This is a genomic window from Wenzhouxiangella sp. YN1, assembly GCF_056324145.1.
On sequence record NZ_JBJNIO010000147.1, the window covers coordinates 36,353 to 60,994 of the forward strand.

The 24,642-nt window shown below is 65.6% G+C and carries 25 protein-coding genes, 1 tRNA gene and 2 riboswitches; of the genes, 11 read left to right on the top strand and 15 right to left on the bottom strand.

Annotation, left to right across the window (positions count from 1 at the left end; translation table 11 throughout):
- Positions 1-139 precede the first annotated feature (139 nt).
- From hisF to ACEWQZ_RS07510, 9 genes are all read right to left on the bottom strand, one after another.
- Positions 140-907 (bottom strand): imidazole glycerol phosphate synthase subunit HisF, encoded by a 768-nt coding sequence (gene hisF / locus ACEWQZ_RS07470; RefSeq protein WP_476482456.1) that lies wholly within the window; start codon positions 905-907, stop codon positions 140-142.
- Complete coding sequence (locus ACEWQZ_RS07475) at positions 895-1,626, bottom strand: 1-(5-phosphoribosyl)-5-[(5-phosphoribosylamino)methylideneamino]imidazole-4-carboxamide isomerase (protein WP_476482457.1); 732 nt, start codon at positions 1,624-1,626, stop codon at positions 895-897. Before ACEWQZ_RS07475 ends, hisF begins: the two co-directional genes overlap by 13 nt.
- A gap of 168 nt (positions 1,627-1,794) precedes the next feature.
- A complete protein-coding gene (hisH, locus tag ACEWQZ_RS07480) occupies positions 1,795-2,382 on the bottom strand; it encodes an imidazole glycerol phosphate synthase subunit HisH (RefSeq protein ID WP_476482458.1) in 588 nt (195 codons plus the stop codon).
- 31 nt (positions 2,383-2,413) lie between these two features.
- Positions 2,414-3,475, bottom strand: coding sequence for a bifunctional histidinol-phosphatase/imidazoleglycerol-phosphate dehydratase HisB (gene hisB, locus ACEWQZ_RS07485; RefSeq protein ID WP_476482459.1), 1,062 nt, complete (start codon positions 3,473-3,475; stop codon positions 2,414-2,416).
- A complete protein-coding gene (gene hisC, locus ACEWQZ_RS07490) occupies positions 3,472-4,533 on the bottom strand; it encodes a histidinol-phosphate transaminase (RefSeq protein WP_476482460.1) in 1,062 nt (353 codons plus the stop codon). Before hisC ends, hisB begins: the two co-directional genes overlap by 4 nt.
- Positions 4,530-5,840 carry a histidinol dehydrogenase gene (hisD, locus tag ACEWQZ_RS07495; RefSeq protein WP_476482461.1) on the bottom strand — a complete coding sequence of 437 codons (1,311 nt, stop codon included), beginning with the start codon at positions 5,838-5,840 and terminating at the stop codon, positions 4,530-4,532. The genes hisC and hisD overlap by 4 nt, the downstream gene beginning before the upstream one ends.
- Positions 5,837-6,751, bottom strand: coding sequence for an ATP phosphoribosyltransferase (gene hisG / locus ACEWQZ_RS07500; RefSeq protein ID WP_476482462.1), 915 nt, complete (start codon positions 6,749-6,751; stop codon positions 5,837-5,839). Before hisG ends, hisD begins: the two co-directional genes overlap by 4 nt.
- Before the next feature lie 216 nt (positions 6,752-6,967).
- The gene (locus ACEWQZ_RS07505; RefSeq protein ID WP_476482463.1) at positions 6,968-7,282 is read right to left on the bottom strand and encodes a YerC/YecD family TrpR-related protein; all 315 of its coding nucleotides are present in this window, start codon (positions 7,280-7,282) and stop codon (positions 6,968-6,970) included.
- A 128-nt stretch (positions 7,283-7,410) separates the two neighbouring features.
- On the bottom strand, positions 7,411-7,800 hold the full coding sequence (locus tag ACEWQZ_RS07510) for a hypothetical protein (protein WP_476482464.1): 390 nt from the start codon (positions 7,798-7,800) through the stop codon (positions 7,411-7,413).
- A 244-nt stretch (positions 7,801-8,044) separates the two neighbouring features.
- Between ACEWQZ_RS07510 and ACEWQZ_RS07515 the strand changes: the two genes are divergently transcribed.
- On the top strand, positions 8,045-8,203 hold the full coding sequence (locus ACEWQZ_RS07515) for a hypothetical protein (RefSeq protein ID WP_476482465.1): 159 nt from the start codon (positions 8,045-8,047) through the stop codon (positions 8,201-8,203).
- Positions 8,204-8,408: 205 nt separating this feature from the next.
- Complete coding sequence (locus ACEWQZ_RS07520) at positions 8,409-8,579, top strand: DUF1295 domain-containing protein (RefSeq protein WP_476482706.1); 171 nt, start codon at positions 8,409-8,411, stop codon at positions 8,577-8,579.
- Between the two features lie 62 nt (positions 8,580-8,641).
- On the opposite strand, the gene cspE is transcribed toward ACEWQZ_RS07520, so the two are convergent.
- The 3 genes from cspE to ACEWQZ_RS07535 form a co-directional block, all read right to left on the bottom strand.
- Entirely contained in the window at positions 8,642-8,851 is a 210-nt protein-coding gene (gene cspE / locus ACEWQZ_RS07525) for a transcription antiterminator/RNA stability regulator CspE (RefSeq protein ID WP_476482466.1), read from the bottom strand.
- Positions 8,852-9,147: 296 nt separating this feature from the next.
- Positions 9,148-10,104, bottom strand: a complete 957-nt coding sequence (gene cysK / locus ACEWQZ_RS07530; RefSeq protein ID WP_476482467.1) for a cysteine synthase A — start codon at positions 10,102-10,104, stop codon at positions 9,148-9,150.
- Between the two features lie 358 nt (positions 10,105-10,462).
- Positions 10,463-11,479: a LysR substrate-binding domain-containing protein gene (locus ACEWQZ_RS07535; protein WP_476482468.1), complete on the bottom strand. Its 1,017-nt coding sequence runs from the start codon at positions 11,477-11,479 to the stop codon at positions 10,463-10,465.
- A 61-nt stretch (positions 11,480-11,540) separates the two neighbouring features.
- A riboswitch (SAM riboswitch) is annotated at positions 11,541-11,616 on the bottom strand.
- 114 nt (positions 11,617-11,730) lie between these two features.
- Positions 11,731-11,849: riboswitch (SAM riboswitch) on the top strand.
- Between the two features lie 102 nt (positions 11,850-11,951).
- Between ACEWQZ_RS07535 and metX the strand changes: the two genes are divergently transcribed.
- The 8 genes from metX to ACEWQZ_RS07575 all read left to right on the top strand — a co-directional run bounded on the left by metX (position 11,952) and on the right by ACEWQZ_RS07575 (position 19,915).
- Positions 11,952-12,947 (top strand): homoserine O-succinyltransferase MetX, encoded by a 996-nt coding sequence (gene metX / locus ACEWQZ_RS07540; RefSeq protein ID WP_476482469.1) that lies wholly within the window; start codon positions 11,952-11,954, stop codon positions 12,945-12,947.
- Positions 12,944-14,152 (top strand): cystathionine gamma-synthase, encoded by a 1,209-nt coding sequence (metB, locus tag ACEWQZ_RS07545; RefSeq protein ID WP_476482470.1) that lies wholly within the window; start codon positions 12,944-12,946, stop codon positions 14,150-14,152. The genes metX and metB overlap by 4 nt, the downstream gene beginning before the upstream one ends.
- Positions 14,145-15,236 carry a homoserine dehydrogenase family protein gene (locus ACEWQZ_RS07550; RefSeq protein ID WP_476482471.1) on the top strand — a complete coding sequence of 364 codons (1,092 nt, stop codon included), beginning with the start codon at positions 14,145-14,147 and terminating at the stop codon, positions 15,234-15,236. Before metB ends, ACEWQZ_RS07550 begins: the two co-directional genes overlap by 8 nt.
- Before the next feature lie 131 nt (positions 15,237-15,367).
- Entirely contained in the window at positions 15,368-17,161 is a 1,794-nt protein-coding gene (locus ACEWQZ_RS07555; RefSeq protein ID WP_476482472.1) for a sensor domain-containing diguanylate cyclase, read from the top strand.
- A 4-nt stretch (positions 17,162-17,165) separates the two neighbouring features.
- Positions 17,166-18,680: a flavin monoamine oxidase family protein gene (locus ACEWQZ_RS07560; protein ID WP_476482473.1), complete on the top strand. Its 1,515-nt coding sequence runs from the start codon at positions 17,166-17,168 to the stop codon at positions 18,678-18,680.
- 50 nt (positions 18,681-18,730) lie between these two features.
- On the top strand, positions 18,731-18,934 hold the full coding sequence (locus ACEWQZ_RS07565; protein ID WP_476482474.1) for a hypothetical protein: 204 nt from the start codon (positions 18,731-18,733) through the stop codon (positions 18,932-18,934).
- An 18-nt stretch (positions 18,935-18,952) separates the two neighbouring features.
- A complete protein-coding gene (locus ACEWQZ_RS07570) occupies positions 18,953-19,792 on the top strand; it encodes an SAM-dependent methyltransferase (protein ID WP_476482475.1) in 840 nt (279 codons plus the stop codon).
- A 47-nt stretch (positions 19,793-19,839) separates the two neighbouring features.
- Positions 19,840-19,915, top strand: a tRNA-Ala gene (locus ACEWQZ_RS07575).
- 23 nt (positions 19,916-19,938) lie between these two features.
- Here the strand turns inward: ACEWQZ_RS07575 and ACEWQZ_RS07580 are convergent.
- Genes ACEWQZ_RS07580 through ACEWQZ_RS07590 form a run of 3 tightly spaced genes read right to left on the bottom strand, consistent with a single transcriptional unit; the run spans position 19,939 to position 23,289 of the window.
- Positions 19,939-20,691, bottom strand: coding sequence for a LytR/AlgR family response regulator transcription factor (locus tag ACEWQZ_RS07580; RefSeq protein ID WP_476482476.1), 753 nt, complete (start codon positions 20,689-20,691; stop codon positions 19,939-19,941).
- Positions 20,688-21,911 (bottom strand): sensor histidine kinase, encoded by a 1,224-nt coding sequence (locus ACEWQZ_RS07585; RefSeq protein ID WP_476482477.1) that lies wholly within the window; start codon positions 21,909-21,911, stop codon positions 20,688-20,690. Before ACEWQZ_RS07585 ends, ACEWQZ_RS07580 begins: the two co-directional genes overlap by 4 nt.
- Positions 21,904-23,289 (bottom strand): serine hydrolase domain-containing protein, encoded by a 1,386-nt coding sequence (locus tag ACEWQZ_RS07590; protein WP_476482478.1) that lies wholly within the window; start codon positions 23,287-23,289, stop codon positions 21,904-21,906. Before ACEWQZ_RS07590 ends, ACEWQZ_RS07585 begins: the two co-directional genes overlap by 8 nt.
- A 331-nt stretch (positions 23,290-23,620) precedes the next feature.
- Between ACEWQZ_RS07590 and ACEWQZ_RS07595 the strand changes: the two genes are divergently transcribed.
- Positions 23,621-24,637, top strand: a complete 1,017-nt coding sequence (locus ACEWQZ_RS07595; RefSeq protein WP_476482479.1) for a hypothetical protein — start codon at positions 23,621-23,623, stop codon at positions 24,635-24,637.
- Positions 24,638-24,642 lie beyond the last annotated feature (5 nt).

Sequence of the window (24,642 nt, forward strand, 5' to 3'; positions counted from 1 at the left end):
ACTACGGAAGATACGGCAATACGCGGAAAGCAAACCTTGAATGCGCGGCCAAAGACTCTTTCTTCCGTGTCATTTCGTGTTTGCCGTGGTTACAAGGTTCTGATTTTCTTGAATCTGCGAAGTCTGCGCTTCCCGGAACTCAAGACCGGACCGAAATGCCGCGTTCGCGCAGCCAGGTCTTGAGATCGGGGATGGCGATCCGGCCGGAGTGGAAGACGCTGGCGGCCAGGGCGCCGTCGACATCGGCGTCGGCGAAGGCGGCCAGGAAGTGCTCGCGCCGGCCGGCGCCGCCGGAGGCGATCAGAGGCACGCGGCAGATCCGGCGCACGGCCTGAAGCTGCTCGATGTCGTAGCCGTCGCGCACGCCGTCGGCGTCCATGCAGTTGAGCACGATCTCGCCGGCGCCGAGGCGCTGGACCTCTTCGACCCAGCTCAGGGTGTCGCGCCGCGGGTCGACCATGTGGTCGGGGTCGCCGGTGTACTGGCGCACCCGCAAGCGCCCGTTTTCGCGCAGTGAGTCGATGCCGGCAACGACGCACTGCGAGCCGAAGGCGTCGGCCAGCTCGCCGATCAGCGCCGGGCGCTCGAGCGCCGGTGAGTTGACCGAAACCTTGTCGGCGCCGGCGTGCAGTACCGCACGCGCGGTGGCCACGTCGCGAATGCCGCCGGCCACGCAGAAGGGAATATCGAGGGTTTCGGCCACGCGCTCGATCCAGGCGGTGTCGACGCTGCGCCGCTGCGGGCTGGCGGCAATGTCGTAGAACACCAGCTCGTCGGCGCCGGCGTCGCGATAGCGGCCAGCCAGCTCGACGATGTCGCCCACGTCGCGGTGGTTGCGAAAGCGCACGCCCTTGACCACGCGCCCGTCGCGCACGTCCAGACAGGGAATCAGCCTTACCGCGACCATTTGCTTACCTCGCTCAGCGCCACGCGGTTCTCCAGCAGGGCCCGACCCACGATACAGCCGGCCACACCGGCGGGCGCGACCTCCGCCAGGTCCTGGGCCGATCCGATGCCGCCAGAGGCCTGCACGTCGAGTGACGGAAAGCGCTGACAGATCGAGCGATAGAGCGCAAGAGAAGGCCCTGCGAACATGCCGTCGCGCTCGATATCGGTGCACAGCAGATGAACCAGGCCGGCCTGCAACAGGCGCTCGAGCAGAGTGAACAGATCGATCTTGCCCGGTTCCGTCCAGCCGGCCGCCTGCGGCATCCATTCGCCGTCGCTGTCGACGACGTCCAGACCGGCGACGATGCGCTGGCCGTCGGCGCCGGCCAGCCAGGCCATGACCGACTCGGGCTCGCGCACGCACAGGCTGCCGATCACCACGCGCGCCGCGCCGGCGTCGATGCGGCGGCGGAAATCCTCGTGCGAGCGCACGCCGCCGCCGGTCTGGATGTCGGCGTCGACCTCGTTGCACACGCGCTCGATGGCGGCGAGGTTGGTCTCGCCGCCCGAGCGCGCGCTGTCGAGGTCGACGATGTGAATCAGGCCCGCACCGGCGTCGGCATAGCGCTTTGCCAGCACGAGCGGATCGTCGTCGTAGCGCGTCTCGCGCGCGTAGTCGCCTTGCTGCAGCCGCACTACGCGCCCGCCTCTGAGGTCAATGGCGGGTATCAATTGCATGAGTCATCTCCAAAGAAGGCAAATACCGCAACCACGGAAGGCACGGCAGCCAAACCATGCGTGAATGACTCGAGCGAAGTCGATATTTTGTCTGCTTCCAGTCTTTTGTGAGCTGGTTCGTTCATTTTCCGTGTCGTTCCGTGTCTTACGTGGTTCCAAAGGGTTTTTTCAGCTCTCGAGAAAATTCCCAAGGACTCGGGCACCGGCACCTGAGGACTTTTCGGGGTGGAACTGGCAGGCGACCACGTTGTTGTGGCGCACCACGGCGGCGAAGCGCTGGCCGTGTTCACTCACCGCCACGGCGCGAACGGCCGGGGCGGCAAAGCCGTGCACGAAGTAGAACCATTCGCTGCCGTCAAGCCCGCAGGCGAGCGGGTCGTCGGCCAGCCACTCGAGGCGGTTCCAGCCCATATGCGGCAGCCGCAGATCCTCGCCGCCGTGCAGCCTGCGCACGCGGCCCGGCATCAGGCCGAGGCAGTCGACGTCGCCCTCCTCGGAAAATTCGTAGAGCAACTGCAGCCCCAGGCAGATGCCGAGCACCGGCTGGCGAAGCTCTCGCATGACTGCCACCAGACCGGCCTCGCGCAGCGCGTGCATGCCCGAAGCCGCCGCGCCGACGCCGGGCAGGATCACCCGGTCGGCCGAGCGGATGGTATCGGCGTCCTGCGTCAATACCGACTCGACCCCGAGCCGGCCCAGCGCGTGGCGAACCGAGCCGAGGTTGGCGCCGCCGGAGTTGATGATGGCGATGGTCATGTGGCCGCTTCGAATTTCGAATTCACTCTCATCAAAGCACGCCCTTGGTCGATGGCATGCCCTGAGAGGATCGCGCCAGAGCCGGGCGCAGCGCCCTCCCGACACCCTTGAAGCAGGCCTCGATCATGTGATGGGTGTTCTCGCCGGTGACGCTGACGTGCACCGCCGCCCGCAGCGACTGCGCCAGCGAGGCGAAGAAGTGTTCCACCATTTCGGTGTGCAGGCCGCCGATGGATTCGCGCGGGAAGTCGGCATCGAACACGATTGCCGGGCGGCCGGACAGATCGATGGCCACCTGCGCCAGAGACTCGTCCATGGGCAGCACAAAACCGTAGCGGCCGATGCCGCTGCGATCGCCCAGGGCCTGGTCCAGGGCGGCACCGAGCGCCAGCGCGCAGTCCTCGACGCTGTGGTGGTCGTCGACTTCCAGATCGCCCTTGCAGTCGAGCTGTAGCGCAAAACCGCCGTGAGCGGCGATCTGCTCGAGCATGTGATCAAAGAAGGCGATGCCGGTGTCGATCTTGATCGGCGCGGTGGCGTCCAGGTCCACCCGGATCTTGATGTCGGTCTCGCGCGTGGTGCGGCCAAGCTCGCCGATGCGTGCGGTGGCCAGCAGCTCGCGGGCGATGCCGGGCCAGTCGAGATCGTTGTGGCCGATGCGCAGCCCGCGCAGGCCCATGTTTTCGGCGAGCTCGAGGTCGGTTTCGCGGTCGCCGATGACCGCCGAGCGGCGGCGGTCGAGTTCGGGATCGCGCAGGTAGTCGAGCAGCATGCCGACGCCGGGCTTGCGCGTGGGCGCGTTGTCTTCGGGCCGGGTCGGGTCGATGTGAACGGCGTCGAATGCAATGCCCTGGGATTCGAGAATCTGCAGCAGCAGTTTCTGCGGCCCGAGAAAGTCGGTTTCGGGGAAGGCACTCGTGCCCAGACCGTCCTGGTTGCTGACCATCACGAAGTGGAAGCCGGCGGCCCTGAGTTCGAGCAGCGCCGGAATCACGCCCGGCATCAGGCGGAACTTCTCGAATGAATCGACCTGCTCGTCTTCGGGCTCTTCGATCAGGCAGCCGTCGCGGTCGATGAAAAGCATCTTTTTCATGGGGTCCAGTCCTGCAGGAATTCGATCAAGGCGGTGTTTTCTTCGGGCGTGCCCAGGGTGATGCGCAGGCAGTCGGAAAGCCCCGGCTGGGCGGACTGGTCGCGCAGGCGGATGCCCGCGTTCGCGGCCGCGCGCACAAGCTCGGGGCCGCTGGCGGCGCGGGCGAGCACGAAGTTGGCCTCGCCGGGCCACACCCGATCGACAGCCGGATGGGATCGAAGCGCGGCGACCACCCGTCGCTTGTCGTCCATCAGCAGATCGAGCTGCTCGCGCCGGGCGATCACGGCCTCGGGCGCCAGCGCGGCTTCGGCGGCGGCGATCGACGGCGTGGGCAGCGGATAGGGCGGGATGATGCGCCCAAGCAGCTCGATCACCTCGGCGTGGGCAATCAGCGCGCCGAGCCGGCAGCCGGCCAGGCCGAAAGCCTTCGACAGAGTGCGCAGCACCACCAGGTTGGGCTGCTGCGCCACTCTGGAAGCCAGCGACTGGCGCTCGGAGAATTCGATATAGGCCTCGTCGAGCACCACCAGCCCGTCCCCGGCATGCCGGCGGGCCAGGCCAAGCACGGTTTCGGTCGCCAGGCCGTCGCCGGTGGGGTTGTTGGGCGAGCATAAAAACAGCAGCCTGGGCGTTTCGGCGGCGAGCGCTTCGAGATCGAGCGCGAACCCGGTGCCTGCCTCGCGCAGCGGCACCTCGGTCAGCTTGGCGCCCTGGATGGAAGCTGCCAGCGCGTACATGCCGAAACACGGCGGGCAGGTCATCACGCGGTCGATGCCGGGCCGAACGAAGGCGCGCGTGAGCAGGTCGATGCCCTCGTCGCTGCCGCGGGTGAGCAGAAGGCTGGCTTCGGCCACCCCGTAGTGGGCGGCGAGCTTCTTGCGCAACGATGCCGGCTGCGGCTCGGGATAGCGATTGAGCGCCAGGCCCTGATCGCCCGCGGGCGGCCACGGGTTTTCGTTGGCGTTGAGCAGAATGCCGGCGCTGTCGGCCAGCGCGCGCGCCGAGGCATACGGTGCCAGGGCCCGGATCTCGGGCCGGGCCAGATCGATGACGCTCATTTCGAAACCTCCCCGATGCGCTCGAGCCGAAGCTGGATCGCCAGGCGGTGCGCATCCAGCCCCTCGTGCGCGGCCAGCCGTGCGCCCGCGGGGCCAAGATTCTTCAGTCCGGCCGGCGTGGCCTCCTGAACGGTCATGCGGCGCATGAAGTCGGTCAGCGACAGGCCGGAACACGCCCGCGCCCAGCCGCCGGTGGGCAGCACGTGGTTGGTGCCGGAAACGTAATCGCCCAGAGCTTCGGGGGTGTGGTGGCCAAGAAAGACCGAGCCGGCGTTGTCGACGCGGTCGCACAGTTCGCGCGCGTTGTCGGTGGCGATGATCAGGTGTTCCGGGGCGTAGTCGTTGGCCACCGTCACGGCCTGTGCAAGCGCCTCGACGATCACGATCGCGCCTTGTGCCAGCGCCTGACGGGCGGTGTCGGCGCGCGGAAGTCGCGCAACCAGACGCTCGATGGAGGCGCAGACTTCGCGCCCCAGCCGGTCGGAATCGGTCACCAGAAAAACCTGCGAGTCGGGGCCGTGCTCGGCCTGGCTGAGCAGGTCGATGGCAACAAGATCGGCATTGGCGCTGTCGTCGGCAATGACCATTACCTCCGACGGCCCGGCCGGCAGATCCATGGCCGCGCCCTTTGGATCCTGCGCGGCCTGGCGCTTGGCCTCGGTAACGAAGCGGTTGCCGGGGCCGAACACGCGCACGACCTTCGGCACCGACCGGGTGCCCCAGGCCATGGCGGCGATGGCCTGGGCGCCGCCGGCGACCAGCACGGTGTCGATGCCCAGCCGGTGGGCGATATGGCGCACGGCGGCGTCGGCGCGACCGTCGGCGCCCGGGGGCGTGGCCAGCACGATGCGCCGGCAGCCGGCCAGGCGGGCCGGCACGCCGAGCATGATCGCGGTCGAAGGCAGCGGCGCGCTGCCGGCGGGGACGTACAGGCCCACCGGATCGAGCGCGCGCCAGCGCGCCTGACAGATCACCCCCGGCGCGGTTTCCACCCGCAGATCCTGCGGATACCCGGCCCGGTGAAAGCGGGTGACGGTTTCGATGGCGGTGTCGATCGCGCGCCTGAGGTCATCGTCGAGTTCGTCCCCGGCGGTCGCCAGCTCGTCGGCGCCGGCGAGCAGGGCGGCGGGCGAACGACCGTCGAAGCGCAGGCCGTAGTCGAGTACGGCGGTATCGCCGCCGCGGCGCACGGCGGTGATGATGTCGGCCACGGTGGCGCGCAATTCTTCGCTGGTCTCCAGCACGGGGCGGGCCAGAACCCGTTCGCGCTCCTCACCCGAGAGCCTGTTCCAGGACAGGATCTTCATGCCAGCATCTTCTCCACCGGCAGCACCAGCACTGCCGATGCGCCGGCGGCCTTGAGTTCTTCGAGGTGCTCCCAGAACACCTGTTCGGTGCAGACTGCATGCACCGCCACGCGCTCGGTCTGACCTTCCAGCGGCAGGATGGTGGGCGCCTCGGCGCCGGGCAGGATGGTGGCGATGTCGGTCAGGCGCTCGCGCGGGGCGTGCAGCATCACGTATTTGGTCTCGGCGGCCTTCTGCACCCCGCAGATGCGGGTGAGCAGCTTGTCGACCAGCCGCTCGCTTTCGTTATCGAGCGCTTGCCGGCAGCGGTACAGCGCGGCCTGGCTGCCCATGACCGGTTCGATGGCCTTGAGGTGGTTGGCCCGCAGCGTGGTGCCGGTCGATACCAGGTCGACGATGGCGTCGGCCGTGCCCAGGCTGGGCGCGATCTCGACGGCGCCGTTGAGTTTCATGATCTCGGCCTCGACGCCGTTGTCGTCGAGAAAGCGCCGGGTCAGGCGCGGATAGCTGGTCGCCACGCGCTTGCCGGCCAGGTCGGCAATGGACCGTGCCTGCGAACCTTCGGGTACGGCCAGCTTGAGCTCGCAGTGGCCGAAACCGAGCCGACCGAGGCGGTCGAGTCCGAGACTGGACTGGGCGCCGGACCGGTGCCGCCGCTCGAGCCGCTTGTATTCCAGCAGTTTCTCCTCGGCGACGTTCTCGCCGACGATGCCGAGCTGGCACACGCCCTCGATGAGCAGGCGCGGAATATCGTCGTCGCGCACCAGCAGCAGATCGACCGGCAGGTTGCGACCGTACCAGAACAGTTTGTCCTTGCTGCGCGCAAAGTGCAGGCCCGAGCGTTCGAGCAGCTTGAGCGAGGCATCGGCCAGGCGGCCGGATTTCTGGATGGCGAATTGAATTCGGTTCACTTTGTGTCGCCTGTGTTCAAGTTCGATGTGCTTTCTGGTTGTCGACGCCTGCGTGCGCCTCTGTCTCTGGAATGACCAGATTCCAGGCACTCATTCCCACACGAGCTCCGATTCACAACGACCCGAACGGTCGGGCCTTGATCGTCTGGAAATTGAAATCTGGACCTTGGTCCTTGTTTGGTACTTGATGTCTGGTTCTTGGAAATTTCCGCCGCGTCAGCCGGCTCCTTCCTTGATTCGCTCCAGCGCCATCCGATACCCGCCGTGCCCGTGTTCGAGATAGCGCGCGACGCGGCCGACGGTGGTGACGCTCACGCCGGTGCGCTCGTGGATTTCCCGGTAGGGCCGGTCCTGGTCGAGGTGGCGCACCACGCGCCAGCGATCGACCATGGCTTCGAGCTCGGCCGGGGTGGTCAGGTCCTTGAGCAGGGCACGCATTTCCGCGGGCGTGCGCATGGTCAGCAGCGCCTCGGACAGGCTGGAGTGGCTGGCCGGATTGGCCGGTGGGATGTGCGGGTTGCGCTGTTTCATGTCGGCGGTGTGAGCGTACTAATGTATTAACGTGTTAGTACGTTATCACGAGGGTGCGCAAGGCGCAACAGCGCAGTGGCCGCAAGCCGGGCGGTCGAAGAAGGAAGCTTGGCGAAAAAGGCTGCCCGTCAGGGCCAGCGGCGGTAGGGCTCGCGCTGGTAGTCGCGCAGCTTGCGACGACGGCAGGTACTCAAGTGGCGATCGCGCTCTTCAATGCGCGTGTAGACGCGTCGCGGCGAGGTTCGAAGACCCCAGCGATAGTGCAGCTCCCAGTCGGAAGCCCAGCGCTGCCCGCTGAATCCGCAGTTCATTTCGCGTGCCTCGCGCGACTGGCGCATCGACTCATTGGCGTACCAGTAAGCCAGCCGATGCTGCGGATGCTCCAGACGAAAACGCGCCGCCGGCGGTGGCCAGCCCGACTGCCCGTGCGGCGGTCGGGCGAGAACGGATCCGGCTTCGGCAAGAAGCCCGATCACAAGCGCCAGCACGGCAAATCGCAGCAGCACGGGTGTGTTCATGCCGCCATTGTCTCCATGCGCGCTGAACGCACTCTGAATCCTGGCGGCGGCCGCGGCGTGTCTGCCAGATTCGGTCTCCCCGAGTGGACGCTGGATGTCAGCCAGTGGACGAAATGCGTCACTTTGCGAGCCTCGTTGACCTCGCAAACCATCAATTGAGCCTCGAAAACAGGCGTACCAGCCAAGTTGGCACGGCAAGTGCATAACAGTTACCGAACGCAAAAACCGAGACAAGGTGCCAACCATGGCTGACAACATCTGGGCCGCTGAACAAGATCAGGATGTGGAGCTGGCCGCCCACGGTGAAGAAAACGGATTCGACAACCTGCTCGCCGATGAAGTCGTCGTCGAGTGGCTGATGCAGCTGGAGCAGGAAGAGAACCTGCACGCTGTTGCCGGCTGAAGACGCGCCGGCCCGAGACAGACTTCGGGAAGGGGAACCCGCGGTGCATTGCAGTTGAGGATGCACCTGTCTGACCAGTCAGTAACATCGACCGGTCACTGACGCCCGCCTTCACGGCGGGCGTTTGCTTATCTGCCATTCTTTTCGCCATGGGCCTGCCCGCGTCGCCTTTTTGCTGCGCCGCAGTGCGGTTCGTGCTGTGGCTGTGGCGGCTTGCAAGGCCGCCCCGTCCAGGCGTTGGCAGCTCTGTCGCTGTGGCCCGTGGCGCCAATCGCGGCATCCCGACTACTGTCATGAGTGGCTGCACTGGCGCAGCTATCCGCTGGTCGCCCTCCGAGCAGGCACGCGGCAGTTCAGGTCATCTGCCCTGGCTTGACCCGGAAAGCAGAAAGCCCCGCCAGTGGCGGGGCTTTCTGACAGAACGGCTGTTCGAAACCTTCAGACGGTAACGACGTTGGCCGCCTGCGGGCCTTTCGGGCCGTCGGTGACGTCAAAGCTCACCTTGGCGCCTTCGGCCAGGGTCTTGAAGCCTGAGCCGCTCAGGGCGCTGAAGTGCACGAACACGTCGGCGCCGCCATTGTCCTGGGAGATAAAGCCGAAGCCCTTCGCGTCATTGAACCACTTCACTGTTCCGGTCGTGCTGGACATGATGTCTTTTACCTTTGCAAATATTATCTGATGTATGAGGCACGGCCCGATGGCCGGCCTCGATGATGCTGTATGAGAAAACCGAGCGACCGCGAGCGCTCTGGCGCAACACGACCCGGAAGTTCCCAGAACAAGATGGTGGAATATGAGGGGTAGACGGAAAGGAATACTTTTTCAGATTCGACCACTGCTGTGTTCTGCAGCGTCCGGCACTATACGCCCGCTCGAAGAAAAAAGCGAGCTTTTTTTTCACCGCACTTTCCCCGCATGCTGCGCAGCGCTCGGGCCGCAATCTTTCAGCCCTGTTCGGCCAGCCAGTCGTCGTCCGAGCCTTCGTGGATGTCTTCGAACAGGTAGGTCGACAGATAGCGCTCGCCGGTGTCGGGCAGCATGGCCAGAATGCTCGCGCCGTCCGCTGCCTGGTCGGCCACCTTCAGCGCGGCGGCGACCGTGGCGCCTGCCGAAATGCCTGCAAAGATGCCCTCCCTGCTGGCCAGAGCCAGCGCCGTGTCGCGCGCCTGTTCGTCGCTGATGGTCACGATTTGGTCGGCGATGTCGACCTTGAGCACAGCGGGCAGAAAGTCCGGCGTCCAGCCCTGGATCTTGTGCGCGTTCCACTCCTTGCCGGCCATCATTGCGGCCCCGGCCGGCTCGGCGGCGATGATGCGGAGATCCGGTCGCGCCAGCTTGAGCACTTCACCGGCTCCGGTAATGGTTCCGCCGGTGCCCCAGCCGGAGACGAAGTAGTCCAGGCGCCTGCCGGCAAAGTCGCGCAGGATTTCCGGACCGGTGGTGTTGCGATGGTATTCCGGGTTGGCCTCGTTCTCGAACTGCCTGGCCAGGAACCAGCCGTGTTGTTGGGCCAGCTCCGCGGCCTTGTCGACCATGCCGGTGCCGCGCTCTTCGGCCGGGGTCAGGATCAGCCGGGCGCCCAGCGCCCGCATGATCTTGCGGCGTTCCACCGAAAAGGTTTCGGTCATCACGGCCACGAAGGGATAGCCCTTGGCGGCACAGACCATGGCCAGGGCAATGCCGGTATTGCCTGAGGTGGCCTCGACCACGGTCTGGCCCTTCTTCAGCTCGCCGGAGCGTTCAGCCGCTTCGATTATTGCGATGGCCAGGCGGTCCTTGACCGATGCCATCGGGTTGAAGAATTCTGCCTTGACGTAGCAATCGACGTGCGTCGGCGCCAGGCGGTTGAGCCGGATGACGGGCGTGCGGCCGATGGTCTGCAGGATATTGTCGTAAAGCATGTCTGTCTACCTTGCTGATGAAAGCACTCAGGCGGCAGCGTTCGCCGCCGAATGCGAGGTTTCAGGAACCGCCCGGGCGATCCGCGTCCCAACCGGGGCCGGCCGCCTCTGTTCTGTTCGACCGCCGAGGGGGCGGGTCGGTTCGACCCCCGCCGCACCCGATTGACCGCGCGCGCCGGGCGCGGAGCGCAACAAACCGCAGCAGTCAGCGGCTGTCGGCCTGTGAGAGCCGGTTTGATGTCGGCAGCGTAGCGAGTTCGCCACAGCAGGTGAAATACTTCGTCGCCAAGTCAATATAACCGCCGGTTATATGCCGCCGCCCACGTACCCTTGCAGCCGATATCGGAGCCGGTCAGGCTCAGCATCCACGCAGGCTGCGCGGCTGTGCGGCGGGGCTGGACTTGAGCGGCAGAGGCAGGCGTCCGATGCGCCGATCCATCTCGAGCTCGGGCGCCTGGCGTTCCAGGTCGTCGAGCACGTCGCGGGTGATATGCGGCGCCAAAAGGCCGATGAAATCGCGGTGATAGGCCTTGAGCAGCAGTTCCTCATTGAACCCGACCCAGGTCGTCAGGCGCGGGAACAGGCCGCTGGCGTCGATGGCGACGAGATCGTCGTCGGCGCCCTCCTCCAGCGCCATGCTGGCCAGAATGCCCACGCCCATGCCCATGCGCACGTAGGTCTTGATCACATCGGCATCGCGGGCGGTAAAGGCGATGCGAGGGGTCAGGTTCTCACCCGCAAACGAGCTCATCAGCGATGAGTCGGGCCGATCGCTGAACAGGTAGGTGACCAGGGGATGGCGCGCCAGCGTGGCCCGGTCCAGGGGGGCTTGCCGCTGCGCCAGCTCGTGGTCGCGCGGCACCAGCACCACCCGGTCCCATTGAAAGATCGGCAGAATGCGGTCGGCGCCGAAGCCTTCGGGTTGGCCGGAGAGCATGGCGAAATCGATCTGGCGTTCATCGAGCATCTGGCCAATCTGCTCGGAAGTGCCCTGGTGCAGATGAAAGTCCACGTCGGGAAAACGCTTCCGGAAGGCGTCGATGACCGGTGGCAGCACATACCGTGCCTGTGTTTGCGTGGTGCCCAGCGACAGCGTACCGCCCGATTCGCCGCGAATTTCGCCGGCCAGGGCCTTGATGCCGCGCACCTCCGAGAAGATTCGCTCGATCCGGCGGGCAATCTGCTCGCCGGCGGGCGTAAGCGCAGTGAGCCGCTTGCCGCGCCGTACGAAAAGCTTCAGGCCCAGCTCGTCTTCGAGCAGGCGGATCTGCTTGCTCACGCCGGGTTGCGAGGTGTAGAGGTGCTCGGCGGCGACGGTGATATTGAGACCGTGCTTGATGACCGCGAGAAAGAAGCGGAGTTGCTGCAGTTTCATCGATGCATCCTGATTTTGCGACCGGATCGAATGAGCCAGCACGAAAGTCAGGATAAAGAGGAAGGCGGCACGGCCGACCGCTTTAGCTGAACTTTTAAAGCGCCCGCAAGCTGGCTCAAATCGGCGCTGTGAGTGACTATTGCGAACTCCATCGCAATTGTCAACCCCGATCGCGCTGAGCTGCAAAGCCTTGCCTTATAACCAGAACTTCGTTGCCTCTGCCCTTGGCGACTGATAGTTTGACGCTCCATGACTCATCAAGACCGGCTGAGGGACAGGCCCTTTGACGCCGGGGCAACCAGCGGATGCTCCGATTCGCAAGGTGCCAATTCCTGCGGCAGATCACGCGTATCTGACTGGCAGATGAGTGTTTCCCTTCCCCGGTCCGACCGGGTGTCTGGTGAAACCTTCTCATCCACCGCTCCGCAGGCTTGATCGAGCCGGTTTGGGAGCAAGCAGTGAGGAGGTTTTCATGGCAGCGCAATCTGCATCCATCACACGACGGTCGGCGCACGGCGGGCGGGGTTACCTGCGGGCCGTCCGGAGCGGCGGCCGTCATGACGGTCGCATTTGCCGGCCGATTCCCTATGCCGCCGGGCGCCGGCATGCGCCGCTGATCCGTTACAGCGTGTGGGGCCCCGCTCGCGCGCCGGTGGTTGTCGTGCTCGGAGGGATCAGCGCTGATCGGCGCGTGGACCGCTGGTGGCCGAAGATCTTCGGCGCAGATCAAGCGCTCGATCCGGCAACTTTTCGCATCGTTTCTTTCGACTGGCTGGGACAGCACTGGCCGGATGGACAGGCGGTCACCACCGCCCAGCAGGCGGCCGCGCTGTCGCTGGTTCTCGATGAGCTCGGCATCGCCCGCATCGGCACGCTGCTGGGTGCTTCTTATGGCGCCATGGTGTCGCTGGCTTTTGCCGCCCGTTACCCGGCCCGCATCAACCACCTGGTTGCCGTCAGTGGTGCCCACGAGCCGCACCCGATGGCGGTAGCGCGCCGCCTGATCCAGCGCCAGATCGTGACGCTGGGGCAAAAGAGCGGACGCATCGACGAAGGCCTGTCGATTGCGCGCGCGCTGGCGTTGACCACCTATCGACCGGCCAGCCTGTTTGCCGAACGGTTTGCCGGCGGCGATGCAGATGTCGTGCTGGCCGAACTGCAAGGCTACTTTGCCCACCAGGGGCAGCAGTTCTGCCGCCAGTTCGACTGCGAGCGCTACCTGTGTCTGTCTGAATCACTCGATCGGCACCGGGTCAATCCGGCCGCCGTGCGCTGTGGCGCCGATCTGATTGCCGTCCGCGGCGATGCCCTGGTCCCGCCCGCCCAGATGAAGGCGCTCGCCCGGGGAATCGGCAGCCGCTGCCGCTACCACGAAATCGTCTCCGACTATGGCCACGACGCGTTCCTGAAGGAAGGCGCAAAGCTCAACCCATTGATCGGGGGCATCATCAAAGGAGAAATCGAATGAGCACATGGACTCGCTGCGACACCATCGCGGTGCGCACCGGCATCGAGTCGGATACCCAATATGGGGCCGTGGTGCCGCCCATTCATCTCAGCTCGAATTATACTTTCGCCGAATTCGGCCGGCCGCGGCGATTCGATTACAGTCGCTCGGGCAACCCCACGCGGGCGCATCTTGGCGCGGCCCTGGCCGATCTCGAGGGCGGGCAGGCCGGCGTGGTGACCGCAACCGGCATGGCGGCCATTACTGCCGTGCTGCAGCTGCTCAAGCCACAAGACCTGTTGCTGGCTCCGATCGACTGCTATGGCGGCAGCTTCCGCCTGTTTGACAGCTGGGCGCGTCGCGGGGCCTTTCAGCTTGAGTGGATCGACTTTCGCGATCCCGCGGCGCTGGAGCAGGCGCTGGCCCGGCAGCCGCGCATGGTGTGGCTCGAGACGCCTTCGAATCCGCTGCTTCGCATTACCGATATCGAAGCCGTAACCACCGCCGCCCACACTGTGGATGCCCTGGTGGTGGCCGACAACACTTTTCTGTCACCGATACTGCAAAAGCCCATCGAGCTGGGCGTGGATATCGTCGTGCACTCCACCACCAAGTACATCAATGGCCACAGCGACGTGGTCGGCGGCGCGGTGATTGCGGCCGACGCCGCTGTGGGCGATGAGCTGGCCTGGTGGGCCAACTGCATTGGTGTCACCGGCGGCGGCTTCGATGCCTGGCTGACCCTGCGCGGGCTGCGCACGCTCGGCGCACGCCTGGCCGTGCACCAGGACAACGCCGCCGGTATTGTCGATCTGCTGGTGGGGCATCCGGCCGTCGAGCGGGTGCACTATCCCGGCCTGAGCGAAGACCCCGGCCACCTGCTGGCTCGTCGCCAGCAGCGTGGCTTTGGCGCCATGATCAGCTTCGAGCTGACGGGCGGCACGAATGCCGCGCGCGAGTGCGTCTCCCGGCTGAAGCTGTTTTCCCTCGCTGAGTCACTGGGGGGCGTGGAAAGCCTGGTGGCCCATCCGGCCACGATGACGCATGCCGCGATGTCGGCCGAGGATCAACGCCGCGCCGGCATCGGTGGCGGCCTGTTGCGCCTGTCGGTCGGGCTCGAAAGCCTGGACGACCTGCGCGAGGATCTGCGCGCTGCGCTGGATTCAGTGGCCGTGCTGGCGGCCCTGTCCGACCGCGGCCGCGAGGAGCTGGCAGGCCATGCTTGAACTCCAGCCGCAGATTCGGCCCGGCCCGGCCAGCAGGCAGCCGCTGGAACAGGCGGCGGCATTGGGCTTGATCGGACCGGGCAACGTGGGCTCGCGCGTGCTCGCCTGGCTGGCCCGGCAGCAGCCTGAGGGAGCGTGTCTGCACGCCGTGAGCAACTCCCGCCGGATGGTGCTGTCACCGACTGGCCTGGCGGGCAACAGCTGGCGCCACCGGCTGAATGACAGCAGCCGCGTGGCCGACGTCAACGAGCTGGCGCGCTTTATCGCCGCGCAGCCGGCCCGTCGGCACTTGCTGGTGGATGTCACCGCCAGCCCCGAGGTCGCTGCGCATCACGCCGAGTGGCTGGCGGACGGGTTCGAGGTGATTACCGCCAACAAGTGGGCCGCGGCCGGCGAACTGGAGTTCGCTCCTGATCTGCACAGCCCGCGGTATCGTCACGCCACCACGGTGGGCGCCGGCTTGCCCATCCTGCAGACCTTGCGCGGGCTCCGGCGGGCCGGTGATTGCCTGCTGGGCATCGAAGGCGTGCTTTCGGGCACCATGAGCTTTCTCACCAGTCAGGTAGCCAGCGGCAAGCCGTTTTCGCGTGCATTGGTCGACGCGCACGCTGCTGGACTGACCGAGCCGGATCCGCGCCTCGATCTGGGCGGCCTGGATGTGGCGCGCAAGCTGGTGATCGCCGCGCGGGCCGCCGGTCTGGCCCTGCGGCTCGACGAGGTCGATGTCGACAGCCTGGTGCCGACAGCCGCCGCTGATCTGGCTGTGCCGGCGTTTCTGAGCCGCAGCGACGCGCTGGATGCGCGCTGGCGCGAAGCGGCGGCAGGCTGCCCGGGCCGGGGCGCGACGGTGATCCACGCCGGTCACGTGAGCGTGGATGAGAGCGGGCGCGTGCATGCCCGCGTCGGGCTCAGGCGCGTGCCGCCGGAGCATCCACTGGCGGCAATTTCCCCGGGGGACAACATCGTCTCGATTCGCACCGCCGCCTATCGTGACCAGCCGATCTGGATTCGCGGCCCGGGAGCCGGTGCCGACATCACCGCGCTGCAGGTATGGTCGGAGGTCCGCGAGGCATGCTGTAGCTGACCCAGCGGCAGGGGGCCGAACCCAGGCAGCCAATGGACTTGACAGGCGCTCGCGGATATCCTTGCTGCAGAGGGTTGAAGGATATCTGTTCATGTTCAAGGGTGCCCGCCCCAATGTCGGGATAGCGGCACATGAGTGCCGGCCGGAGGGTTCGTCCGCCGCCAGCGGCATGGCTGTTTCTGCTGCTGGCGATCGCCGGGCCGCTGAATGCCCAACACCGGGCCGAGCCCATCCTGCTGCCCGTCGACGGCGTGGCCGGCGACCTCAAGCAATATGCCGTGTTCCGGCCTGATCCGGCGGGTGAGCTCGAGCCGCACGCTTTGCTGGAGAGCGACGCCGGCTTTCAGCCCTGGATGGCCAGCCTGGAGCACAGCGCCCCGCCGCTGTGGCTGAAGCTTCGCGTCAGCGCGCCCCGGCATGGCGCCGGCAATTACGTGCTGCGGGTCGCCAGGCGCTTCTTCCGGGAGTTTCAGCTGCATGTGCCGCAGCCTGACGGCACGTTGCAACAGTTTCAGGCCGCCTTCGACAGGGCCGTCACCATGGAAACCGCCGGCCGTCAGTATGCGGCCCGATTCACGCTGCAGCCCGGCCAGGTGCAAACGCTGCTGATCCGCGTTGAAACCGTTCAAGAAAGCCTTCAGCCGCTGGAGCTGTGGATCGAAAGCGAAGCCTCCTTTTCGGACTGGATGAGCACCAGTTCTCTGCTTCTGGGGCTGCTGTTCGGAATTCTGTTCGCTCTGATCTTCCAGAACTTCATTCTCTATTTGAACCTTCGCCAGGGTGGGCATCTGTTCTATGTGCTGGCGATGCTCAGCATTCTGCTGCTGCTGGGGGTCGATGCCGGACTGGTGCAGAACTACCTGCTGCCCGAGGTTCTGCAGCGGCACGCCACCTCTATCTACATCATGCTCTCGCCGCTGGCGCTGCTGACCATCGGCCTGTTCTTCTTCGCCTTCGTCAACCCGCAGCGGCACGCGCCCCGCCTGAGCCGGGCCATCTACGGCCTGCTGGGCCTGCTGGCCGCCTTCGTCGTCGCCACGCCGCTGGTTGCTGATCAGCAACTGCCGCTGCTGCTTACGGCGCTGCAGCCCGTTCAGCTGCTTTTCGAGGTGCTATTGATCGTCGCTGCGGTCGTCGCCGGCCGGCGCGGTGCAACCGAGGGCTACATCTTTCTGGCCGCCTGGCTGGTGTTCATTCTCAGCGGCCTGGCACGCGTGTTCATATCGCTTGATCTGGTGCCGCGCAGCAATATTTTCGAATACCTGATCTATATCGGTGCAGTTGTCGAAGCCACTATTCTTGCGCTGGGTCTGAGCTGGCGGGTGCGGGATCTCTATCGTCGGCACGCACGCGCCATCGAAGAGCAGCATCGTGCTTCGCGCCTGGCCAACCTCGACTCGCTGACCGAAGCCTACAACCGGCGATTCCTCAGAACCTACCTTGAAAACGTCTCGCCCGACGACGCCCTTGACCGCGCGGTGCTGATTCTCGATCTGGATCACTTCAAGGAGGCCAACGACCAATACGGCCATGCCGCGGGAGACCTGGTGCTGCGTGAATTCGTTCAGCGCTGCCGGCAGATGCTGCGTGAGGGCGATGTCCTCTGTCGTCTGGGCGGCGATGAGTTCGTCATCGTGCTCTCCGACCAGCGCGATCGAGCCGGCCTGGAGGTGGCCCGCCGCATCATCGACGCCGTGGCCCGGCAGCCGTTCGTATTCGAGGCCGCAGAAATACCGGTCACGACCAGCATCGGCGTGGTGTCCAGTATCTCGCCCACTGCCGGCGTCAGCGATATCCTGCGCATGGCCGACCAGGCGCTCTACCAGGCCAAGCAGGCCGGCCGCAACTGCGCCGTCGTGTTCGATCCGGATCAGGCCACGCCCTTCCGCCATGGCCCTTCCCGCACGCCAATAAACGAGACCTAGCCGCATGCAGCAGGAGAAGATCGTGATCATTGGCGCCGGGGTGGCGGGTCTCTATACCGCGTGGCGCCTGATGAAGGCCGGCCACGAGCCATCGAAGCTCAGCATTGTGGAAGCCAGCGACCGCGTTGGCGGCCGGCTCTGGTCGCTGCGGATGCAGGCCGACAGCACCCTGCCCGCCGAGCTTGGCGGCATGTTCTTCAATGATCAGCAGCCGCTGGTCTACAACCTCTGCGGTCGAGTGCTCGACCTGCCGCGGGAAACCGTCGAGCCGCAGCCTGATTTTGCCTGGCTGCGGGCCACGCGCTTCAAGATTGCCCAGTTCAACGACCCCGATATCCAGCCTTTCAACCTGGCGCCGGACGAGCAAGGCCTGAGCTACTATCAGCTGCTTGATCTGGCCTGCACCCGGATTGCGCCGGCAATCAGGGAGCTTTGGCCACGCAATCCGGAAGGGACGCGTGAAGAAACGCTCGAATACCTTCGGAAACATACGTTCGACGGTCGCGCGCTCTGGCGCTGGGGTTTCTGGAATCTGCTCGCACGCGTTATCAGCAACGAGGCCTGGTTTGCGCTGCGCGGCATGATCAGCTCCAACGCCCTGCTTTCAAACTGCAACGGCTTCGACACCATGGCCTCGCTGGTGATCGAACAAAGCGGGCGCTGGTATCGGCTACGCGACGGCTATCAGCAGCTGCCGCTGCGCCTGGCCTCGGAGCTGGAGGAGGCGGGAGTCATCGTGCGCAAACAGCACGTGGCCAGGCGCGTCGAGCGCCGCGGCGAAGGCCTGCGCCTGCACCTCGAGGTCGCCGGCCACCCGGAACAGCTGGACGCTGACCGGCTGGTGCTGGCGCTGCCGAAACTGGCGCTGACGCGCCTGATCAACGCCAGCCCGGCCCTGGGCAACAAGGATCTGGTTGTTTCGCTGGGTGCGGTCGAGGCGGTACCGAACTGCAAGATTTTCCTGACCTTCGATCAACCCTGGTGGCGCGATATGCCGGAAGGCCCCGGCCGCATCAAGCGCGGCAGTTATGCCGTTTCGCACACCGATCTGCCCATGCGCCAGTGCTACTACCTGGGCGTAGACGAAGGCTCAGGTCAGGCTTTGATGCTGGCCAGCTACCCGGATACGGATGCCGTCAGTTTCTGGCGCGCACTGGCTAGCGACAGCGGGCGCGGGAGCGAGCTGACAAGCGATCTCAGCGAGCTAGCGCTTGTTGAAATCCACCGTGAATTGAGCGAAATGCACGGCGTGGACGTGCCCCGGCCCACGGCCGGGCGTTTCATCGACTGGACCCAATGGCCCTACGGTGCGGGATGGCACAACTGGCTGCCGGGGTGGAAGAGCTGGGAGGTCATCAGGCAGATGGCCGCCCCGCAGCCCGAATGGCCCGTTCATATCTGCGGCGAAACCTACAGCACAGCCCAGGGATGGGTCGAGGGCGCGCTCAGATCGAGCGAGGACATGCTGCAGCAGTGCTTTGATCTGTCCGCACCCGACTGGCTGGATCCGCCGGCCTGACGCCCTTGCTCTCGTTTTTCACAAAGACATATAACCCTTAAGGAGTATCCATGTCCGACAATACCCGCAAGTTCGTCGCTGCCCTGGGCGAGAACCCTGAAATCCGCGAGCGCTACAAGAGCGATCCGAAGGCCGTCATGGACGAGTACGACGTGCCCGAAAATCACCAGCAGCTGTTTCTCGCCGGCGACAAGGAAGCGCTGCGCCGCGAGGCCGGGCTGGACGACGAAGGCGTACAGAAGTTGATTGTGTAGGGCAGGCTCGCGAGGCCGATGAACCAGGTCGACAAGCGTTCCGGCCGCCTGAGCGTGGTGGGCACCGGCATTCGCCCGGGTGGCCACCTGACCCGCGAGACGCAGCATGTTCTGCAGGCCGCCGATCGCGTCTTTACTGTGGTCGACGGCCTGACTTTCGAACGCCTGCGCGAGCTCAACGACGGCGTCGAATCGCTTCAGGACAGCTACGCCCACGGCCGCCAGCGCGACGACAGCTACGCCGAAATGGTGCGGCGGATTCTGGCGCCGCTTGCCCAGGGCCTGCACGTCTGCGCGGCTTTCTATGGCCACCCGGGCGTGTTCGTCTGGCCGGCCCACGAAGCCGTGCGCCAGGCGCGCCTGTCCGGCTACCGGGCCGTCATGTATCCGGGAATCTCGGCTCAAGACTGCCTGTTTGCCGATCTGGGGCTGGATCCGGCCGTGCACGGCTGTCAGAGCTTCGAGGCCACGGACTTTCTGCTCTACCCGCGCCGCTTCGATGCTACGGCTGCACTGATCCTGTGGCAGCCGATCACGCTTGGCGACCCGGGTCGCGATACCTTCAGGCACGATCCCGAATGGGTGCGCGTGCTGGCTGAGGTGCTGGCCGCTGACTATCCCGCTGATCATCCGGTGACGATCTACGAGGCGGCCGTCTTTCCGGTGGACGAGCCGCGTATCGAGCAGGTGCCGTTGAATCAGCTGCACACGGCGCATTTTACCCAGACCTCCACTCTCTATCTGCCGCCGGCAGCGGCGCCTGCACTGAGCACCGAAAGGCTCAATCGACTCGGTATCAGCAAAACCGACCTCAGGCTTGGTGCCTATCAGCAGTATCGGCAGCGACGCAGCGGGTGACTTTTGCCGACAAAGTTGGGTAAAATAGCCGGCCAGCTTGATTCCGTGGGGCCGTAGCTCAGTTGGGAGAGCGCAGCATTCGCATTGCTGAGGTCAGGGGTTCGACTCCCCTCGGCTCCACCACTTCCTTACCACTTTCTTTCCCTTCACATACCGCGAAACAGGCTGCGGGCGCTTTCACTCACCGGCAACAATTCATCGTGTTCGCACAGCCGCACGTGCCAGCGGCCCAGCTCATCGCGCTCGATACGATGCACGGACGGGGCGGCGACAATCACCGAGCGGTGAATGCGCCAGAAGCGTTCGGCGTCAAGCCGTTCGCCCAGCTCCTTCAGCGACATGCGCACGGTGGCTTCATCCTCGGCGGTCACCACGCGCACGTATTTGTCACTGGCCCGGAAGAACAGCACGTCGTCGACGGAAATCAAGCGCACGGCATTACCGCAGGTTGCGGTGATCCAGCTCAGCGGCGCTTCACGCTCTGATCCCAGGCGGCGCTCGAGTCGTTCGAGCAGCTCGTCGATGCGCGGCGGAGATTCCGCCAGCCGTTTGCGCAGGCGTTTGATGGTCGCATCCAGCCGTACCGGCGTCACCGGCTTGAGTAGATAATCCAGCGCGCCGGCCTCGAAAGCCTTCACGGCATATTCCTCGTAAGCGGTAATCAGTACCACGTGTGCTTTCCCGCTTGCTGCCCGCGCGACCTCGATGCCGCTGGCGCCGGGCATGCGGATATCCAGAAACAGCACGTCGGGACTGAGCTGTTCCAGAGCAGCGAGTGCGGCGTGGCCGCTGGCGCATTCGGCCACCAGTTCGGCTTCGGGCCAGCGCTGGGTGAGCAGCCGAACGAGCTCGGCGCGCTGGCTGTGTTCGTCTTCGGCCACCACAATTCGAACGCTCACGAGTCATCCTCCATCGGCACGATAATGCGGGCCTCAACGCCGCCTTCGGGGCTGCTTTCTACCCGAAGCTGAGCGGCCTCTCCGTAGCGCAGCTTGAGTTGCCGGCGGATATTGCTCAGCCCCACACCGGCACCGCTTGTCTGGCTCAGCCCGACGCCGGTATCGCTCACGCTCAGGCAGAGCTGACCGTCCCGGCGGCGGGCCGCAATATCGATGCGTCCACCCTCAGGCTGCGGCTCGACGCCGTGGCGAACGGCATTCTCTACCAGCGACAGCAGGATGAAAGGCGGAAAGCCCAGCGATCGCGCGTTATCGTCGACCTGCACATCAAAAGCCAGCCGCTCGCCCATCCGGTGCTGCATCACCGCAAGGTAGCGCCGGCAGATCTCGAGCTGGTCGTCAACGGTCGACAGGGCGTTGGCGTCATTCCTTCGCAGGCGTGGAATGGTCGTGCGCAGATAATCGCACAGCGCGTCCAGCGTGTCTTCGGCCCGAGCGGGATCGCCGCGCAGGCTCGATCGGACGGTGGCCAGGGTATTGAAGAGGAAGTGCGGCTCGATCTGCGCCTGCAGCAAAGCCAGCTGCTGATCTGCGGCAAGCTTCTCGGACTGCAGTTGCCGGACTGCCAGCCCTGCCCGGTAATCGGCCAGGCGGCGCTCCTCGCTAAGGTAGGCGCGCAGCGCCAGGCCACCGCCAATAAGGACATAGATGAACAGCAGGACCAGGAGGTTGGTCGCGAGCGCGGTCGAGCCGAGTTCGCGCTCGAATTCCTGTCCGGTCAGTTCCGCGATCATGCTCGACGAGACCAGGTCGGCGGCAAAGGCCGCCAGCAGCCCGGCGAAGAGGGCGGCCGCCACGAACCAGCGTTCTTTGCGGGGCCCAAAGTGCCGATGGCGTGCCGCGGCTGCCAGGACCGGGCCAGCGTTGATCATGACCAGAAAGCCGAGCGTGAATGCAGCAAACATTTTCACTGCTTCGGCCGCGCTGCCACCCCCGGCGTAGTGGGCGATGGCGGACAGCCCGCCCCAGGCGACGACAAACAGCCCGAACAGCAGGGCCCGCCGCCACACCCAGGGCCAGGAGAATACCGGGTAGTTGCGGTACGACAGCCACCAGCGCGCGCTGCCGGCGGCAACGGCGGCCGGTAGAGGCTGGTTCAGTGAAAGCGTGGGCTCTTGCATTGCTGCCTTTGTGGCAATGGGTTCGATAGCGTCAGTCATGTAGTTCACCGCGCAGGTTCATGCCGGCCTGCTTCAGAACCAGGCCTGCCACTTCGCCATTGTCGTCGCGCTGGAATTCGATGACCAGGTCGAGAGACGGCTGGACGAAGCGATCTTTTCCGTCGGGATCGATACCCACTTCCGGCTGGGTCTGACCGCCCGCGCTGCCCTGCACCATCAGCTGGCCGGCCCCGGCCATGACCTCAAGGGTGAAGTCATCCATGAAGCGTTGTTCGCCCTGATAGATGGCGTAGCGGCCGATATAGTCTCGCGGATCAACGCCTGCCGGCAGCTTCGCGGCTGGCCGTGGCGATTCAAGCGGATAGCTCTCATCGACCAGGTGATAGGCCAGGTCCGCCAGGCTGCCCTGCTCGATCATGGAGGTATCCATCAGCAGCAGGCTGGCCTGGCTGCGTTCGGGATCGACCACGGCAAAGCTGGAAAAGCCGCCGGTGCCGCCGTCGTGCGCCATCACGAAGCGATCGTTGAGCGGCAGGTGCAGCCAGCCGTAGCCCAGCTTCTGGCCGCCGGCCTCGATCAGGACTTTGCGCGATTCTGCCAGGGCCCCGGCCAGCGGTCCCTCGGGCTCGCCGCGCAGGGCGTCGAGCCAGCGGCTCAAGTCGGCCGCCGTCGAGCGAACCGCGCCGACGCCGCCCAGATCGGGATGAAAGTCCCAGCCAGACACTGGCTTGCCGCGCGCGCTGTGGCCGTGCACGGTCGGCCCCGTCATGGCGCTGTCGTCCATGCCCAGCGGCGCGAATATTTCGCGCTCGAACAGCTCGGGCAGCGGCGTGCCGGTTCGTTCGACCAGCGCCAGGGAAAGCAGCATGGCGCCGAAGTTCGAGTAGGCAAACCGTTCGCCGGGCGGGCTCGACAGGCTGGTGTCGGCCAGCGCGGTGAGCAGATCATCGGGGGTGTAGCTGGCGTAGGGGTTGGCCGGATCGTCCACGCTGAAGCCGGTCGGAAGGCGCGGCAGGCCGGCGGTGTGGGTCAGCAGGTGTTTGAGCCGGATCGGCTCGCCCTCGTGGCCAGGCACCTCCGCGCTGTCGGGCAGCAGGTCGGCCACGGGCTCGTCGAGCAACAACTCGCCGCGCTCGACCAGGCGGGCAACGAGCAGGCCCTGCAATGGCTTTGTCAGCGAGCCGATTTCGAAGCGCGATCGAGCGTCGAGGTCGCGCGGGTTGTTTTTGTCTGCGCAGTAGCTTGCGGTTTGGTGTGACTGGCCAAGAGCAACGGCCACCAGGCAAACGCCCGAGCGATCGTCGGCCAGACGCGCTGCCAGCGTGTCATCGAGGCTTGTCGCCATCGCGCTACCGGCCAGCAGCGCCGTGGCTGCCAGACAAGTCAGTTGCAAAAACGTGTCTTGTATTCGCTGCATTGAGGTTCTCTGTGGTTTCGGTTGGATTCGGGTCACAGCTTGCCCGCAGTCGGTGCCTGCCGCGCGAACTTGCGACGGGCCCGGGCCAGCCACCGACGAATCCCGCTTATGGGTGATGAATGCCGGCGGCGCCCGAACGTCCTGCATCCTCGCCTGCCCGTGCGGTCGATCGGCTGGCTGCTCAGGCTGGCGCCGCTGCGGGTGATCGCTGGCTACACCTGAGCCGCCATTGCGTCGCCGATTGTCGTGCCGATGGCAGCATTACTACCTCAATGGCGTTGTTGATTATCAGGAGCAAGGTTGCGGGAGACACGGCGTGCACCGAGTGGGAATGATATTACTTGCAGCGGCTGCGGCCGGGTTCGCGCTGGCTGGTCCGGTCGGCGATGAGGCGGTTGGCGGGTTCGGCCATGATGACAGCGATCACGGCCGTTCGGCCGCCTCCGAGACACTGTCCGACAAGGCGCAGCCGTTCGTTGTCGGCCAGGGCTACCAGACGCAAGCTGTCGAAAAGGTCAACGAAGCGATCGAAGGCGCACTCGAGCTGGCCGATGGCAGCTCGGTGTTTCTGCCCAGTGGAACGCTCGATCCCTTCGTCAAGGCGGTGCTGGCGCTCGAGCAGGCCGAAGGACGGCTCGAGCGAGTGCGCTTTCGGCTGCGCTACGGGCAGGATGTGGTCACCGCCCCGCCGGCAATCTCACCCCTGCCGGTCAGCTTCGTGCAGATCGAGCGTTTCAATCTCGGCCCGGTAATCCGCGAGGAGCTGGTCCAGGCCCACGGCGCCGAACATGTCGCCGCGGCGGCTGAATTCGGCGTCGGCCCGCACGTTTCCTGGCGGCTGGTCATGCGCCCGGTCATGGGCCATCAGGCCGATATCGTGGCGGTATCGCGCAAGGAAATTTCCGACGCGGACGCGCGGACGCAGACCTGCTTCGGTGTCTCGTGTCTGTCCACCGCCCCGGTGATTGATCAGGCCGTGCCCTGGAGCGCCCTGGAAGCAACCAAGCTCTGCGCCGATGCGCCCTACCGGATCGAGCGCGACGGTTTGATCACGCCGGCGGCCGCCATCGGCCTGCTGGCCAAGGGTTTCGGCTACGGAATGCGTGAAGGCGTGGGCCCGGCGGAGCCCTATGCGCAAGCCGTCATCGAGCTCAACCTGGGCCAGGACGCCAACCTCGACGCCGCGCTGCGCGAGGGCGCGCTCATGGACGATTCGCTGCGCGCCGAGTGGGGCCGGGTTTCGGCCATGCGCGGCGGAGCCAGTAGCGCCCCCGACATTTATACAGCGCGCGCTTTCGAATGCCGACGCGGCCCGGAGTTTCCCGAGCCGGGCGAGTACTGCCCATGAATCAG

Coding starts and splice junctions, on each gene's coding strand:
- hisF (WP_476482456.1), bottom strand. CDS start 907: ATGGTCGCGGTAAGGCTGATTCCCTGTCTGGACGTGCGCGACGGGCGC.
- ACEWQZ_RS07475 (WP_476482457.1), bottom strand. CDS start 1,626: ATGCAATTGATACCCGCCATTGACCTCAGAGGCGGGCGCGTAGTGCGG.
- hisH (WP_476482458.1), bottom strand. CDS start 2,382: ATGACCATCGCCATCATCAACTCCGGCGGCGCCAACCTCGGCTCGGTT.
- hisB (WP_476482459.1), bottom strand. CDS start 3,475: ATGAAAAAGATGCTTTTCATCGACCGCGACGGCTGCCTGATCGAAGAG.
- hisC (WP_476482460.1), bottom strand. CDS start 4,533: ATGAGCGTCATCGATCTGGCCCGGCCCGAGATCCGGGCCCTGGCACCG.
- hisD (WP_476482461.1), bottom strand. CDS start 5,840: ATGAAGATCCTGTCCTGGAACAGGCTCTCGGGTGAGGAGCGCGAACGG.
- ACEWQZ_RS07505 (WP_476482463.1), bottom strand. CDS start 7,282: ATGAAACAGCGCAACCCGCACATCCCACCGGCCAATCCGGCCAGCCAC.
- ACEWQZ_RS07510 (WP_476482464.1), bottom strand. CDS start 7,800: ATGAACACACCCGTGCTGCTGCGATTTGCCGTGCTGGCGCTTGTGATC.
- ACEWQZ_RS07515 (WP_476482465.1), top strand. CDS start 8,045: ATGGCTGACAACATCTGGGCCGCTGAACAAGATCAGGATGTGGAGCTG.
- cspE (WP_476482466.1), bottom strand. CDS start 8,851: ATGTCCAGCACGACCGGAACAGTGAAGTGGTTCAATGACGCGAAGGGC.
- cysK (WP_476482467.1), bottom strand. CDS start 10,104: ATGCTTTACGACAATATCCTGCAGACCATCGGCCGCACGCCCGTCATC.
- ACEWQZ_RS07535 (WP_476482468.1), bottom strand. CDS start 11,479: ATGAAACTGCAGCAACTCCGCTTCTTTCTCGCGGTCATCAAGCACGGT.
- metX (WP_476482469.1), top strand. CDS start 11,952: ATGGCAGCGCAATCTGCATCCATCACACGACGGTCGGCGCACGGCGGG.
- metB (WP_476482470.1), top strand. CDS start 12,944: ATGAGCACATGGACTCGCTGCGACACCATCGCGGTGCGCACCGGCATC.
- ACEWQZ_RS07550 (WP_476482471.1), top strand. CDS start 14,145: ATGCTTGAACTCCAGCCGCAGATTCGGCCCGGCCCGGCCAGCAGGCAG.
- ACEWQZ_RS07555 (WP_476482472.1), top strand. CDS start 15,368: ATGAGTGCCGGCCGGAGGGTTCGTCCGCCGCCAGCGGCATGGCTGTTT.
- ACEWQZ_RS07560 (WP_476482473.1), top strand. CDS start 17,166: ATGCAGCAGGAGAAGATCGTGATCATTGGCGCCGGGGTGGCGGGTCTC.
- ACEWQZ_RS07565 (WP_476482474.1), top strand. CDS start 18,731: ATGTCCGACAATACCCGCAAGTTCGTCGCTGCCCTGGGCGAGAACCCT.
- ACEWQZ_RS07570 (WP_476482475.1), top strand. CDS start 18,953: ATGAACCAGGTCGACAAGCGTTCCGGCCGCCTGAGCGTGGTGGGCACC.
- ACEWQZ_RS07585 (WP_476482477.1), bottom strand. CDS start 21,911: ATGACTGACGCTATCGAACCCATTGCCACAAAGGCAGCAATGCAAGAG.
- ACEWQZ_RS07590 (WP_476482478.1), bottom strand. CDS start 23,289: ATGCAGCGAATACAAGACACGTTTTTGCAACTGACTTGTCTGGCAGCC.
- ACEWQZ_RS07595 (WP_476482479.1), top strand. CDS start 23,621: ATGATATTACTTGCAGCGGCTGCGGCCGGGTTCGCGCTGGCTGGTCCG.